Annotated in this window: 14 protein-coding genes; 12 read left to right on the top strand and 2 right to left on the bottom strand. The window is 67.0% G+C overall.

Going from position 1 to position 13414, the window contains the following annotated elements:
* Positions 1-2: 2 nt before the first annotated feature.
* From F9K07_RS00870 to F9K07_RS00825, 10 genes are all read left to right on the top strand, one after another.
* Complete coding sequence (locus tag F9K07_RS00870) at positions 3-1109, top strand: carbon-phosphorus lyase complex subunit PhnI (RefSeq protein ID WP_159588464.1); 1107 nt, start codon at positions 3-5, stop codon at positions 1107-1109.
* Complete coding sequence (locus F9K07_RS00865) at positions 1106-2005, top strand: alpha-D-ribose 1-methylphosphonate 5-phosphate C-P-lyase PhnJ (protein ID WP_159588462.1); 900 nt, start codon at positions 1106-1108, stop codon at positions 2003-2005. Before F9K07_RS00870 ends, F9K07_RS00865 begins: the two co-directional genes overlap by 4 nt.
* Positions 2002-2451, top strand: a complete 450-nt coding sequence (locus F9K07_RS00860) for a GNAT family N-acetyltransferase (RefSeq protein ID WP_159588460.1) — start codon at positions 2002-2004, stop codon at positions 2449-2451. The genes F9K07_RS00865 and F9K07_RS00860 overlap by 4 nt, the downstream gene beginning before the upstream one ends.
* Position 2452: 1 nt before the next feature.
* Positions 2453-3244 (top strand): phosphonate C-P lyase system protein PhnK, encoded by a 792-nt coding sequence (gene phnK / locus F9K07_RS00855; protein WP_159588458.1) that lies wholly within the window; start codon positions 2453-2455, stop codon positions 3242-3244.
* Positions 3241-3957, top strand: a complete 717-nt coding sequence (gene phnL, locus F9K07_RS00850) for a phosphonate C-P lyase system protein PhnL (RefSeq protein ID WP_159588456.1) — start codon at positions 3241-3243, stop codon at positions 3955-3957. Before phnK ends, phnL begins: the two co-directional genes overlap by 4 nt.
* Positions 3954-5111, top strand: coding sequence for an alpha-D-ribose 1-methylphosphonate 5-triphosphate diphosphatase (locus tag F9K07_RS00845; RefSeq protein WP_159588454.1), 1158 nt, complete (start codon positions 3954-3956; stop codon positions 5109-5111). The genes phnL and F9K07_RS00845 overlap by 4 nt, the downstream gene beginning before the upstream one ends.
* 92 nt (positions 5112-5203) lie before the next feature.
* A complete protein-coding gene (gene phnC, locus F9K07_RS00840; protein ID WP_159588452.1) occupies positions 5204-6067 on the top strand; it encodes a phosphonate ABC transporter ATP-binding protein in 864 nt (287 codons plus the stop codon).
* A 51-nt stretch (positions 6068-6118) separates the two neighbouring features.
* Positions 6119-7063: a phosphonate ABC transporter substrate-binding protein gene (gene phnD / locus F9K07_RS00835; RefSeq protein WP_159588450.1), complete on the top strand. Its 945-nt coding sequence runs from the start codon at positions 6119-6121 to the stop codon at positions 7061-7063.
* A 25-nt stretch (positions 7064-7088) separates the two neighbouring features.
* Positions 7089-7895, top strand: a complete 807-nt coding sequence (phnE, locus tag F9K07_RS00830) for a phosphonate ABC transporter, permease protein PhnE (protein ID WP_159588448.1) — start codon at positions 7089-7091, stop codon at positions 7893-7895.
* A 145-nt stretch (positions 7896-8040) separates the two neighbouring features.
* Positions 8041-8592 (top strand): phosphonate degradation HD-domain oxygenase, encoded by a 552-nt coding sequence (locus tag F9K07_RS00825; protein WP_159588446.1) that lies wholly within the window; start codon positions 8041-8043, stop codon positions 8590-8592.
* 6 nt (positions 8593-8598) lie between these two features.
* On the opposite strand, the gene F9K07_RS00820 is transcribed toward F9K07_RS00825, so the two are convergent.
* Entirely contained in the window at positions 8599-9534 is a 936-nt protein-coding gene (locus F9K07_RS00820) for a LysR family transcriptional regulator (protein ID WP_159588444.1), read from the bottom strand.
* 70 nt (positions 9535-9604) lie between these two features.
* The gene (locus F9K07_RS00815; RefSeq protein ID WP_159588442.1) at positions 9605-10570 is read right to left on the bottom strand and encodes a PDR/VanB family oxidoreductase; all 966 of its coding nucleotides are present in this window, start codon (positions 10568-10570) and stop codon (positions 9605-9607) included.
* Between the two features lie 312 nt (positions 10571-10882).
* Here F9K07_RS00815 and F9K07_RS00810 point away from each other — a divergent pair, with 312 nt between their 5' ends.
* Both F9K07_RS00810 and F9K07_RS00805 read left to right on the top strand, forming a co-directional pair.
* Positions 10883-12142: an aromatic ring-hydroxylating oxygenase subunit alpha gene (locus F9K07_RS00810; protein WP_159588440.1), complete on the top strand. Its 1260-nt coding sequence runs from the start codon at positions 10883-10885 to the stop codon at positions 12140-12142.
* A gap of 262 nt (positions 12143-12404) precedes the next feature.
* Positions 12405-13376, top strand: a complete 972-nt coding sequence (locus F9K07_RS00805; RefSeq protein ID WP_159588438.1) for a Bug family tripartite tricarboxylate transporter substrate binding protein — start codon at positions 12405-12407, stop codon at positions 13374-13376.
* Positions 13377-13414 lie beyond the last annotated feature (38 nt).

The following is a 13414-nucleotide window of genomic DNA, read 5'->3' as shown; positions in this document are numbered from 1 at the left end:
ACATGTACGTGGCCGTCAAGGGCGGTGAAGCCGCCATTCTCAACAGCTACAAGCTGCTCGACCAGCAGCGCCGTGGCGACACCGCCCTGCCCGAACTGGGCGTGGCGCAGATCCAGGCGCAGCTCAAGCTGGCGGTGGACCGCGTGATGACCGAAGGCTCGGTGTGCGACCCCGAGCTCGCCGCGCTGGCGATCAAGCAGGCCAGCGGCGACCTGGTGGAAGCCATCTTCCTGCTGCGTGCCTACCGCGCCACCCTGCCCCGCCTGGGCAGCACCGAGCCGCTGGACACCGCGCGCATGCAACTGGAGCGCCGGATCTCGGCCACCTTCAAGGACCTGCCCGGCGGCCAGGTGCTCGGCCCGACCTACGACTACACGCAGCGTCTGCTCGACTTCACGCTGCTGGCGCAAGGCGCTGGTGCCGAACACCCCACGGCAGACGTGGCGGCGTCGCTGGAAGAAGCGGTGCCGCGCGTGGTCGACCTGCTGAACCAGGAAGGCCTGATCGAACGCCACCCGCGACCCGAGCACGACCCCGCACCCAACGACCTCACGCGCGAGCCGCTGCGCTTTCCCGCAGACCGGGCCACGCGCCTGCAGAACCTCGCGCGTGGCGACGAAGGCTACCTGCTGGCCATGGCGTATTCGACCCAGCGCGGCTACGCGCACTCGCACCCGTTCGTGGGCGAGCTGCGGCTGGGCCGCGTGGCGCTGGAAGTGGTGCCCGAGGAACTGGGTTTTGCGATCTCCATCGGCGACATCGAGGTCACCGAGTGCGAGATGGTCAACCAGTTCGCCGGCAGCAAGAACGAACCCCCGCAGTTCACGCGCGGTTACGGCCTGGTCTTCGGCCACTGCGAGCGCAAGGCCATGGCCATGAGCCTGGTGGACCGCGCGCTGCGCGCCGAGGAGTTGGGCGAAGCGGTCGAATCGCCCGCGCAGATGCCCGAGTTCGTGCTCTCGCACAGCGACAGCCTGGAAGCCTCGGGCTTCGTGCAGCACCTGAAGCTGCCGCACTACGTCGACTTCCAGGCCGAGTTGGAGCTGGTGCGCAAGATGCGCGCGCAGGCGGCCGAGCAAGCCCGGGACACGCAGGAGGACCACGCATGAACGCCCCGATCGAATCCCCTCTCATCGCCCAAGCCGAGGCTGCCCATACCGAGACCGGCGTGAACTTCGCCTACCTGGACGAGCGCACCAAGCGCATGATCCGGCGCGCCATCCTCAAGGCCATCGCCATCCCCGGCTACCAGGTGCCGTTCGGCTCGCGCGAGATGCCGCTGCCCTATGGCTGGGGCACGGGCGGCATCCAGGTCACGGCCTCGGTGATCGGGCCCGGCGACACGCTCAAGGTGATCGACCAGGGCTCGGACGACACCGTCAACGCGGTCAACATCCGCCGCTTCTTCCAGCGCACGGCCGGTGTGCCGACCACCACGCGCACGACAGAGGCCACGCTGATCCAGACGCGCCACCGCATCCCGGAGACCGCGCTCACCGAGGGCCAGGTCATCGTCTACCAGGTGCCGGTGCCCGAGCCCATGCAAAGGCTGGAGCCGCGCGAGACCGAAACCCGCACCCTGCACGGCCTGGCCGAGTACGGCCTGATGCACGTCAAGCTGTACGAGGACATCGCGCGCTACGGCCACATTGCCACCACTTACGACTACCCGGTGATGGTCAACGGCCGCTACATCATGGCGCCCTCGCCGATCCCCAAGTTCGACAACCCCAAGATGCACATGAACCCGGCGCTGCAGCTGTTTGGCGCGGGCCGCGAGAAACGCATCTACGCGGTACCGCCGTACACCGAGGTCGAGAGCCTGGGCTTCGAGGACCACCCGTTCGAGGTGCAGAAATGGGACGCGGTCTGCGCGCTGTGCGGCGCGCAGGACAGCTTCCTCGACGAGGTCATCACCGACAACGCCGGCCAGCGCCTGCACGTGTGCTCCGACTCCGACTACTGCCAGACGCGCCAGGCCGAGCAGAATGGGAGCGCCGCATGAGCGTTCAGATCCGCCTGGCCCAGCAGGCCGACCTGCCGGCGGTGCTCGCTCTCTACGCCCAACCCGGCATGGACGACGAACAGGTGCTGCCTCTGCCCGAAGCCCAGCGCATCTGGCGCGAGTTCCAGCGCTACCCGAGCTACCGCCTGTTTGTGGCCTGCGACGCCGAGGGCACGGTGGTCGGCACCTACGCGCTGCTGGTGATGCACAACCTGGCCCACATGGGCACGCCATCAGCGATTGCCGAAGACGTGGTGGTGAGCGCCGAGCGGCAGGGCCAGGGCATCGGCCGCGCGCTGATGGCGCACGCGCTGCAGCAGGCGCGCACGGCAGGTGCCTACAAGCTCGCCCTCTCTTCCAACCGCAAGCGCGCCCAGGCCCATGCCTTCTACGAAGCGCTGGGCTTCCAACAGCACGGCCTGAGCTTCGTGATCGAGACCCTCTGACATGCAGACCCTCCACACCGACCCCAACCCCCTGCTGCGCGTGCGCGACGTGGCCAAACGCTACGGCGACCGCGTGGCGCTGGACAGCGCCTCCTTCGATCTCTGGCCCGGCGAGGTGCTGGCCATCGTCGGCGAGTCCGGCTCGGGCAAGAGCACCCTGCTCAACGCCATCGCCGCGCGCAGCCGGCCCGATGCGGGCAGCGTCGAATTCCTCGGACGCGACGGCCAGCTGCGCGACATCCACGCCATGAGCGAGGCCCAGCAACGCCTGCTCGCGCGCACCGACTGGGGCTTCGTGCACCAGAACCCGGCCGATGGCCTGCGCATGGACGTGTCGGCCGGCGCCAACGTCGGCGAACGCCTCATGGGACTGGGCGAGCGCCACTACGGCCGCCTGCGCTGCCAGGCCGAGGAATGGCTGCAGCGCGTGGAGATCGATGCCATCCGCATCGACGACGCGCCGCGCACCTTCTCCGGCGGCATGCGCCAGCGCCTGCAGATCGCGCGCAACCTCGTGACCCAACCGCGACTGGTGTTCATGGACGAACCCACCTCGGGCCTGGACGTGTCGGTGCAGGCGCGCCTGCTCGATCTGCTGCGCGGCCTCACGCAGCAGATGCAGCTCGCGGTGGTGATCGTCACGCACGACCTGGCCGTGGCGCGCCTGCTCGCGCACCGCATGGCGGTGATGCAGCGCGGTGTGATCGTGGAGACCGGCCTGACCGACCAGGTGCTCGACGACCCGCAACACCCCTATACCCAGCTTCTCGTTTCCTCGGTACTCCAGCCATGAACACCGCCGCACTTCAACTCCAGGGCGTGAGCAAAAGTTTCACCCTGCACCACCAGCACGGCGCCGAACTGCGCGTGCTGCAGTCCGTGGACCTGCGCATCGCCCCCGGCGAATGCGTGGTGCTCGACGGCCCCTCGGGCATGGGCAAGAGCACGCTGCTCAAGCTGGTCTACGCCAACTACCGCGCCAACAGCGGCCAGATCATCGTGAACGATCCCGCGCGCGAGCCGATCGACGTGACCACCGCCACGCCACGCACCCTGGTGCAGATGCGGCGCCACACCGTGGGTTACGTGAGCCAGTTCCTGCGCGTGATCCCGCGCGTGTCGGCGCTCGACGTGGTGGCCGAGCCCCTGTTCGAAGACGCCCCCGACGACGCGGCGCGCGAGGCCGCGCGGGAACAGGCGCGCCAGTGGCTGCAGCGCCTGCGCATCCCCGAGCGCCTGTGGTCTTTGCCGCCGGCCACCTTCTCGGGCGGCGAGCAGCAGCGCATCAACATCGCGCGCAACATGATCAAGCCACGCCCGCTGCTGTTGCTCGACGAGCCTACCGCCTCGCTCGACGCGGCCAACACGCAGACCGTGATCGAGCTGATCCGCGAAGCCGTGGCGCGCGGCGCGGCGGTCATGGGCATCTTCCACGACGCCGACGTGGGCGACGCCGTCGCCACCCGCCGCGTGAACGTGGCCGAATTCCGGGGAGCCTGCGCATGAACAACGACATCGTCTTCAACAACGCCCGCGTGGTGCTGCCCGACGCCGTGCACCACGGCAGCGTCTCGGTGCGCAGCGGCCGCATCCACGACGTCAACGGCCATGGCACCGGTGTTGCCGGCACGGTGGACCTGGAGGGTGATTACCTCATGCCCGGTCTGGTGGAGATGCACACCGACAACCTGGAGCGCCACCTCATGCCACGCCCCAAGGTGCAGTGGGCCGAGATGCCCGCGCTGATGGCGCACGACGCGGAAGTGACCGCGGCCGGCATCACCACCGTGTTCGACGCGCTCGGCGTGGGCGACGCCGACCCCGAGAGCCTGCGCGGCAGCACCTGGCACAAACTGATCGACACGCTGCAGGCCTGCGCGCGCGAGAACCTGCTGCGCGCCGACCACCACCTGCACGTGCGCTGCGAGCTGCCCGCGCCCAACACCATCGACCTGTTCGAGCCCTTCAAGGGCCACGATCGCCTGTCGCTGGTCTCGCTGATGGACCACACGCCCGGCCAGCGCCAGTGGGAGAACCTGGACCACGCCCGCGTGTACTACACCGGCAAGAAGGGCTGGAGCCCGGAAAAGTTCGAACGCCAGGTGGCGCACTCGGCGCAGCTGCAGGCGCAGTACGCCGAGCCGCACCGCGCGTATTTCGTGGACTACTGCCGCGCCAACGGCATCGCCCTGGCCAGCCACGACGACACCACGGTGGCGCACGTGGAACAGGCCCACACCGAGGGCGCCAGCATGTCGGAGTTCCCGACCACGCTGGCCGCCGCGCAGGCCGCGCACCAGCGCGGTTTGCTCACCGTGATGGGTGGGCCCAACGTCGTTCGAGGCGGCTCGCACTCGGGCAACGTCGCCGCCGCCGACCTGGCGCGCCACGGCGTGCTGGACATCCTCTCGTCCGACTACGTGCCGGGCAGCCTGCTGAGCGCCGTGCTGCGCCTGGTGAAGGACGGCATCACGCCCTTGCCTCAAGCGGTGGCCATGGTCAGCCGCAACCCGGCGCTGGCCACCGGCTTGACCGACCGGGGCGCGATCGAGCCCGAGTTGCGCGCCGACCTCATCCAGGTGCGTGTGGTGAATCTGCCCGATGGCAGCCAGCAAGGCGTGGTGCGCGGTGTCTGGCGCGAAGGCCGGCGGGTGATGTGAGCGCCGTCTCACGAAAACTTCCCATGAGCGTCAAGAAACTGTCACAGGCTGCTTCGACACTGCTTGTCTAGACATCTGAACGGACGAACACCATGACCCTGCACATCCGCCACCTCGACAAGCACTTCGCCAACGGCAAGCACGCGCTGCGCGACATCCACCTCGACATCGCCCAGGGCGAGATGGTGGCCTTGATCGGCGCGTCCGGCTCGGGCAAGTCCACGCTGCTGCGCCACATTGCCGGCCTCATGCCGGCCGATGCGGGCAGCGCTTCCTGCATCGAGATCGACGGCCGCTGCGTGCAGCGCGGTGGCACCATCCAGCGCGACGTGCGCCAGATCCGCGCGCAGGTGGGTTTCGTGTTCCAGCAGTTCAACCTGGTCGACCGCCTGCCGGTGCTGGTCAACGTGCTGGTCGGCCGCCTGCACCGCATGCCCTGGTGGCGCAGCTGGTTCCAGCTGTTCAACCGGCAGGAACGCGCGCTGGCGCTCGAAGCGCTGGACCGCGTGGGCATCGCCGAGTGCCATGCGCAACGCGCCTCCACGCTCTCGGGCGGACAACAACAGCGCGCCGCGATCGCTCGCACCCTGGTGCAGGGCGCGCGCGTTGTATTGGCCGACGAACCCATTGCCTCGCTCGATCCGGAAGCCTCGCGCAACGTCATGGACATGCTCTCGCGCATCAACCGCGAGGACGGCAGCACCGTCGTCGTCTCGCTGCACCAGGTCGACATGGCCAAGCGCTTCTGCCAGCGTGTGATCGCCTTGCACCAGGGCCGCGTGGTCTACGACGGCCCCGCGGCCGATCTCTCTACCGCCATGCTGCGCGAACTCTACGGCATGCAGGCCGACGAGATTCTCAACGGCAGCGAGTTCGTGCACGGCGGCACGGTCGTGCCCATGAACCCACCCGCGCCCGTGCCCGCCTGGCCCCAGCCCGTGGCGCACGCGGCCTGATCCGCCCACCTCCTCTTCTCCCCCAACCCTTTTTCCACCAGGAGCATTCCCATGTTCAAACATTCCATGGCCGCGCTGGCCCTGGGCCTCGGCCTGGCCACGGCGCAAGCCCAAGACATCAACTTCGGCATCATCTCCACCGAGTCCACGCAGAACCTCAAGGCCGACTGGCAACCCCTGTTGGACGACATGGAGAAGCAGACCGGCATGAAGGTCAAGGCCTTCTTCGCGCCCGACTACGCCGGCATCATCGAAGGCATGCGCTTCAACAAGGTGCAGGTCGCCTGGCTGGGCAACAAGTCGGCCATGGAAGCGGTGGACCGCGCCAACGGCGAGGTGTTCGCGCAGATGGTCAACGCCGACGGCACGCAAGGCTACTACTCGCACCTGGTGGTGAACGCCGAGAGCCCGCTCAACAACTTGGACGATGTGCTCAAGAACGGCAAGTCGCTGAGCTTTGGCAATGGCGACCCCAACTCCACCAGCGGCTTCCTGGTGCCCGGTTTCTACGTGTTCGCACAGAACAAGATCGACGCCAAGTCGCACTTCAAGGTGGTGCGCAGCGCCAACCACGAAACCAACGCCATGGCCGCGGCCAACAAGCAGATCGACGTGGCCGTGACCAACAGCGAAACCATGGGCAAGATCGAAGAGCGCCAGCCCGAGAAGTTCAAGTCCATCAAGATCGTCTGGACCTCGCCGCTGATCCCGCTGGACCCGCTGGTGATGCACAAGGGCCTGCCGGAGGCTACCAAGGCCAAGCTCAAGACCTTCTTCTACAACTACGCCAAGACCGATGCGCGCGAGAAGGACATCGTCATGAAGATCTCCAAGCTCTCGGGCTTCAAGCCGTCGACCAACGACCAGCTCAAGCCGATCCGCCAGCTCGAACTGTTCGCCAAGCGCAACAAGATCGAAGCCGACGCCAACATGGCCGAAGCCGAGAAGAAGACCCAGATTGCGCAGATCGACCAGCAGATCGCCCTGCTGAAGTAAAGCCGGGCCCATGCCGACCGCAACCATGACCACACTCCCGTCGTCCCGTTGGCTGGTGGCGGCCGACAAGGCTGCGCCCCGGCGCAGCCTGCTCTGGTATGTCTCCTGGGGCCTGCTGCTCGCCCTGCTCGCGCTGTCGTGGAACGGCGCCGACATGCGGCCAATGGCGCTGTTCAGCGACGCCGGCAACATGGCGACCTACGCGTCCGAATTCTTCCCGCCCAACTTCGCCGACTGGCGCATCTACGTGCACGAGATGCTGGTCACGCTGCAGATCGCGCTGTGGGGCACGGCACTGGCGGTGGTCACCGCCATTCCGCTGGCGTTGCTGGCCTCGAGCAACATCGTGCCGTGGTGGGTGTTCCAGCCGGTGCGCCGCCTGCTCGACGCATTCCGAGCGATCAACGAAGTGGTGTTCGCCATGCTGTTCGTGGTGGCCGTGGGCCTGGGCCCGTTCGCCGGCGTGCTGGCCTTGTGGATCCACACGGCGGGCACCCTGGCCAAGCTGTTCTCCGAGGCGGTGGAGGCGATCGACCCGCAGCCGGTCGAAGGCATCCGTTCCACCGGTGCGTCGGCCCTGCACGAAATCGTTTATGGCGTGATCCCGCAGGTCATGCCGCTGTGGATCTCGTACACGCTCTACCGGTTCGAGGCCAACGTGCGCTCGGCCTCGGTGGTGGGCATGGTGGGCGCCGGCGGCATCGGCGTGGTGCTGTGGGAAATCATCCGCGGCTTCCAGTACGCCGAGACCTGCGCCGTGATGATCATCATCATCGTGAGCGTGACCGCGATCGACATGGTGTCGGCGCGCATCCGCAAACTGGCTGTGTGACATATGAGACACCCCCTGCGCGCCTTCGGCGCTCCCCCCTGGAAGGGGGGCGACACCTGGGGCCGGCTAAGCCGGACCCTCGGTGTCTCTGGACTGCGTTGTTTCATGCGTTGCGGCTCACGCTTCGGCGCGGCGGAAAACTGAGATGGCATTGACGCTTAACGATATCGTGCGCCTGCTGGAAACACGGGGCCAGACGCAGTACGGCCAGGAGGCGGTCAGCCAGCTGCAGCACGCGTTGCAGTGCGCGCACCTGGCCGAGACCGCCGGCGAGCGGCCCGAGGTCGTGGTGGCCGCGCTGCTGCACGACCTGGGCCACCTGCTGGCCGCCGAGCAGGCCGCATCCGACGAGCCACCGCCGGACCAGGACGACCTGCACCAGTTCATGGCCTTGCCCTTCCTGCGCGGCGTGTTCCCGGAAAGCGTGCTCGCACCGATCCGCTTGCACGTGGATGCCAAGCGCTACCTGTGTCTGATGGAGGCGGGCTACTGGAGCCGGCTCTCGCCCGCTTCCAAGGCCAGCCTGGAGCAGCAAGGCGGCATCTTCACCGCCGAGCAGGGCGAGGCGTTTGCCCGTCTGCCCCATGCGCTGAGCGCGATGCGCCTGCGGCGCTACGACGACTTGGCCAAGGTGCCCGACGAACCGGTGCCCGGCCTGGCGCACTTTCGCCGCCACCTGGAACAGGTGGCCTTGTAGCCGCGCTCAGTCCGCGTTCAGGTGCTCCATGGCGGTTTCCAGGAACAGCTGGGCCGGCGCGCTGCGGATGCCGTCGTTGTTGGCCAGCAGGTAGATGGTGGACTTCAGCGCTTCTTCTTCGGGCAACAAGGGCCAGAGCACGCTGGCCAGGTTTGAAGCCTCCACCACCGGCTTGGGCAAGATGCCGATGCCCATGCCGAGCTGGATCAGCCACATGCGCTCCTGCAAGTTCTCGGCCACGCCGCCGATCTGGCGCCCCAGCGCGTGCCGCTGGCGAAAGTCCACATAGGCCGTGGGCTCGTCCTGGCTGATCACGAAAGCGTCGCCTTCCAGCGCGTTAGGCGATACCGGTGGCTTGCCGAACAACGGGTGTTGCGGGCCGCAATAGATCTGCTGCAGCTGGTGGGTCAAGGGCACGAACATCATGTTGCTGTCGCGCGTATCGGCGAAACAGAACGCGAGTTCGACTTCGCCGTTCTTCAGCGAGTTCAGCACGCGGCGCCAGGGCGCCACGTCCAGCCGCACATCGATGAGCGGGTAGCGCCGGTGGAATTCCTGCAACACGGTCGTGAGGCGGGGGACCAGGTACAGGTTGGAGATCAGGCTCAAGGTCAGCGAGCCCGAGACGTGCGCCACGTCCGCGCCCTTGAGGCGCGCGCACGACTGCACCTGCAGGTACATGGCTTCGCAGGCGGCCATCACCTGATGCCCCTGCACCGTGAGTTCGATGCCGCGCGCGGTGCGCGTGCACAGGTGCGTGTCGAGAAAACTCTCCAGGCGCTGCAGCGCAGCGCTGACACTGGGCTGCTGCTTGTTCAAGGCCCGCGCCGCCGATCCGATGCCGCCTTGGCGGCCGATCTCGTAGAACACCTTGAACAGATTCCAGTCGACGTTGCGGACGAAATTGACGCTGGGCGGTGTGGGGGAGTCGTACTTCTTCATGTCGCACCGCCGTGGGAAGGGCCTTCGGCCGGTGGAGGAAAAGTATACCGACGGGGTTCGACGCCAAGCGCTACAGGTCGAGCACCAGCCGTTCGCCGCGGCAGCCCGATACACAAGGCAGCATGATGCGGTTGGAGGCCCGCTCCTTCTCGCTCAGCAGCGAATCGCGGTGGTCCGGCTCGCCTTCGAGCACACGCGTCTCGCACGAGCCGCAGATGCCTTCGCCGCAGCTGAAGGGCACATCGATCTTGCGTTCGATCAGGTGCCGGGCCAGCGATTTCTCCGGCGTCACCTCGAACGCCTGAGCGCTGCGGCGCAGCTCGACGGTGAAATGGCTTCGAGCTTGCGGGGCCACGGGAGGTGGCGCCGCTGCCTGGAAGCGCTCGATGTGGGCGTGGGGATGTCCCAGTGCGGTGCACGCGCGCACGAACGCGTCGAGCATGACGGCCGGCCCACACGCGTAGTGGTGCGTGCTGCTCTCGGGCGCACGGCGTGCCAGCAGCGCGCGCAGATCGGGTGGTCCGCCCTTCTCGTCGTCAAAGTGCAGCGTCAGCGGCACCTGCAAGGCTTCAAGATGAGGCAGAAAGGCGGCGCTCTGGCGCGAACGACAGGCATAGACGATCTCGGCGCTGCGGCCCAGCCGTTTCAGGCGCCGGCCCATGCAGAGAATGGGCGTGATGCCGATGCCTCCCGCGACCAGCACGGAGTGTGCCGCGACCTCGTGCAAGGCAAAGTGGTTGCGCGGCGCGCTGATGTTCAGCACCTCGTTCACGCGCACGCGTTCGTGCACGTGGCGCGATCCGCCGCGGCTGGCCGCATCTTTCAGCACGCCGACGACGTAGCGGTGCCGCTCCTCGCTGTCGTTGCACAGGGAGTAGCTGCGCACCAAGCCCTCGGCCAGACACAAGTCGATGTGGGCGCCGGCGGAGAACGCGGGCAAGGCCGCGCCGTCCAGCGGTCGCAGGTCGAGGGTGACGATACCTTGCGCGGCGTGGCGCATGGCGTGGACCCGGGAAGGAATGGCGGATGGGTTCATGGGCTGGGGGCGGATTCTAGGAAGCGGCCCGCGCGCGCAGAAGCCGCTTTTGGATGATTCCGGTCATAGACCGGATCTTTGTGCAGCACCCGCGCGTGCGCGGCGTTCCAACCCTCAAGGCATCGATGTTGTCTATGACCGGAATCATCCAAAAGCGGCTACTCGACCGCGAACCCCATTCCTAGAATCGCGCCCAGCTTTGTGGCAGTGGCATGGCGCACCGCGCGTGATCTCAGGTCTCGCGCCGTTCATGGCGAGCTTGCGCTGCCAGCCCACGCCCGTTCGGGGCGGACCTTTCTTCTGGGGAATGGAATGAGAAACGTGGCGGTCGATCTGGCGCACATCCGCAAGGTTGTGAAAGAGGCAGAAGAGGCGCTGGGGCCGGTGGAGCATGCCGGCATTCTTCCGGCCGATACCTACACCGACGCCAACTTCTGGGAGTTCGAGCGCCAGTCGATCTTCGCCAAGGAATGGTTGTGCGTGGCCCATGTGAACGAGGTGCCCCGATCCGGGGACTACCTGCCGATCACGGTGCAGGGCGAGCCGGTGGTGGTGGTGCGCGACGAGGCCGGCACGGTGCGCGTGTTGTCGGCGGTGTGCCAGCACCGCGGGCATCCGCTGGTGGGTGGTGTCAAGGAAATGCCGCCAGCGGGCAGATGCCTGAATGCGCGGGCCTTGGTCTGCCCCTACCACGCCTGGACCTACAACCTCGATGGCAAGCTGCGCGGCGCGCCCTCGATGGAGCACGTTCCGCTGGCCGAACTGCAGGCGCGCAACAGCCTGCCCGAGATCCGCAGCGAGATCTTCCACGGCCTAGTGTTCGTCACCTTCTCCGAGGACGTCGCACCCGTGGCCGAGAAGCTGGCCAAGCTCGACGAGGAGTTCCGAACCTACTCGCTCGCCGAGCTGCAGCCCGGCCGTGCCTATTCCCTCACCGATCTGCAGTGGAACTGGAAGCTGCACCACGAGAATGCGCTGGAGTCTTACCACACCAGCTATGTGCACCGCGGTTACCACGACGCGGTGCCCGCCAAGCTCACGCGCTTCTACGACCTCGACCCGGCCGAAGGCATGGTGTTTCGCACCACCGGTTTCGAAGCGGCCGACGGCGATCTGTTCGAGAGCGAGGGCACGCGCCGCCTGCCCTCCATTCCGACGTTGACGGACGAACAGAAGGGGCGCGTCATGTTCGTGTCTGTCATGCCCTGCCTGGTGATGGTGATGCAACCCTCGCTGGTCTCGGTGACCTTTCTCAATCCCACCTCGGCCGGTACGCTGAATTCACGCCGGGTCAACCTGTACCCGAAAGCCGCGGCCGAGGCGCCCGATTTCGAGCAGCTGGAAACCGACCAGTTCGACAAGATGAAGACCATCGTCGCGCAGGACGCGGTGACGCAGATCGCCTTGCAGGGCGCCTACCACTCGCGCCACAAGCCGCGCGGCCGCCTGTCTTACCTGGAAGGCGCGATCGCGCAACTGAACCAATGGTCGGTGCACCGTTATCGCAGGCAGCTCGACGCGTTGGAGCCGCACGGCGGCGAGAAGAGAGCCAGCGCCGATCTCGCGGCGTAGACGGCCACGAGAAGGAGGGGCGCCAGAGTCCGCCGCGCAGACTGGGGAGACATCGGGTTTCGAGCCATTTCGGTCCACGCGCCCTTGCTGGGTGCAGTCCATGAAAGGAAACAGGTATGTTCAGACGAACCCCAGCGGCATGGGCCAATGGCGCCCACCGCACTCCCTGTGCGGTGCATGAACGCGTGGCAGGAAACTTGCTGCCGGATCATCACGGCATTCCGGTGCGCCCCGCACCTTCATCCCTCTCCACGAGCTCGCCATGAAATTCATTCGTCCTCTCGTCTGTGCACTCTTCGCCGGTGCCTCGATCGCCATGGCCGCGCCAGCGGCTGCGGCCTTTCCCGAGAAGCCGGTGCACATCGTCATTCCCTACACCGCAGGCGCGGGCACCGACGTGATGTTCCGCCAGGTCGTGCCCTATCTCGAGAAAGAACTGGGCGCGAAGGTGGTGATCGACAACCGGCCCGGGGCCAGTGGCAACATCGGCAACGAGTTCGTCGCGCGCGCCACCCCCGATGGCTACACCTTGCTGGTCAACAGCATCAACGTGTTGCTCAGCCCCATGACCCAGAAGGACGTGCGTTACAGCGTGGAGCGCAGCTTCGTGCCGATCTCGCGCGTGGTGACGACGCAGATGCTGATGGTCTCCCACGTCAACACGCCGTTCAAGACGCTGCCCGAGTTCGTGCGCTACACGCAGGCCAACCCCAACAAGCTGAACTTCGGCGCGTCGGGCGTGGGCACGCCGCCCGACCTGCTGGCCGAGATCCTGCGGCTGCGCGTGCCCACGCCCTTCGTGATGGTGCCGTACAAGGGCATGAGCGGCGCCATGGCCGACCTGGTGGGCGGCTCGGTGGACTTCACCTTCACCAGTTCGGTCAACATCAAGCAGTTCATCGACAGCGGCAAGCTGCGCCCCGTCGCGGTAACGGGCGAGAAGCGCAGCACCCGCTACCCCGAGGTGCCCACCTTCAAGGAACTCGGCGTGGACATCACGCCCCTGGACGCTGGCTCCTGGTGGGGTATGTTCGCACCCACGGGAACGCCAGAGCCTGTTGTGCGCTCGCTCAGCGAAGCGCTGGCGCGCGCCCTGGCCAATCCCGAGCTGGTGCAGAAGCTGGCCGAGGGCGGCTACACGCCCACGCCGGACACGCCGCAAGCCTATACCGCGCAGTTGCAGCGCGAGACCGAGATCTGGAAGCAGGTCGTGCCATCGATCTCCAGCCGATGAGCGTTGCGCCGCCCCGTCCCCTGAGTTCCCTCTTGTGT

It is taken from the genome of Hydrogenophaga sp. BPS33 (genome assembly GCF_009859475.1).
Classification (GTDB): Bacteria; Pseudomonadota; Gammaproteobacteria; order Burkholderiales; family Burkholderiaceae_C; genus Hydrogenophaga.
Note: the sequence above shows the minus strand (reverse complement) of the source record. Positions and strands in the feature narration are given on the sequence as shown.

Coding starts and splice junctions, on each gene's coding strand:
- F9K07_RS00870 (WP_159588464.1), top strand. CDS start 3: ATGTACGTGGCCGTCAAGGGCGGTGAAGCCGCCATTCTCAACAGCTAC.
- F9K07_RS00865 (WP_159588462.1), top strand. CDS start 1,106: ATGAACGCCCCGATCGAATCCCCTCTCATCGCCCAAGCCGAGGCTGCC.
- F9K07_RS00860 (WP_159588460.1), top strand. CDS start 2,002: ATGAGCGTTCAGATCCGCCTGGCCCAGCAGGCCGACCTGCCGGCGGTG.
- phnK (WP_159588458.1), top strand. CDS start 2,453: ATGCAGACCCTCCACACCGACCCCAACCCCCTGCTGCGCGTGCGCGAC.
- phnL (WP_159588456.1), top strand. CDS start 3,241: ATGAACACCGCCGCACTTCAACTCCAGGGCGTGAGCAAAAGTTTCACC.
- F9K07_RS00845 (WP_159588454.1), top strand. CDS start 3,954: ATGAACAACGACATCGTCTTCAACAACGCCCGCGTGGTGCTGCCCGAC.
- phnC (WP_159588452.1), top strand. CDS start 5,204: ATGACCCTGCACATCCGCCACCTCGACAAGCACTTCGCCAACGGCAAG.
- phnD (WP_159588450.1), top strand. CDS start 6,119: ATGTTCAAACATTCCATGGCCGCGCTGGCCCTGGGCCTCGGCCTGGCC.
- phnE (WP_159588448.1), top strand. CDS start 7,089: ATGACCACACTCCCGTCGTCCCGTTGGCTGGTGGCGGCCGACAAGGCT.
- F9K07_RS00825 (WP_159588446.1), top strand. CDS start 8,041: ATGGCATTGACGCTTAACGATATCGTGCGCCTGCTGGAAACACGGGGC.
- F9K07_RS00820 (WP_159588444.1), bottom strand. CDS start 9,534: ATGAAGAAGTACGACTCCCCCACACCGCCCAGCGTCAATTTCGTCCGC.
- F9K07_RS00815 (WP_159588442.1), bottom strand. CDS start 10,570: ATGAACCCATCCGCCATTCCTTCCCGGGTCCACGCCATGCGCCACGCC.
- F9K07_RS00810 (WP_159588440.1), top strand. CDS start 10,883: ATGAGAAACGTGGCGGTCGATCTGGCGCACATCCGCAAGGTTGTGAAA.
- F9K07_RS00805 (WP_159588438.1), top strand. CDS start 12,405: ATGAAATTCATTCGTCCTCTCGTCTGTGCACTCTTCGCCGGTGCCTCG.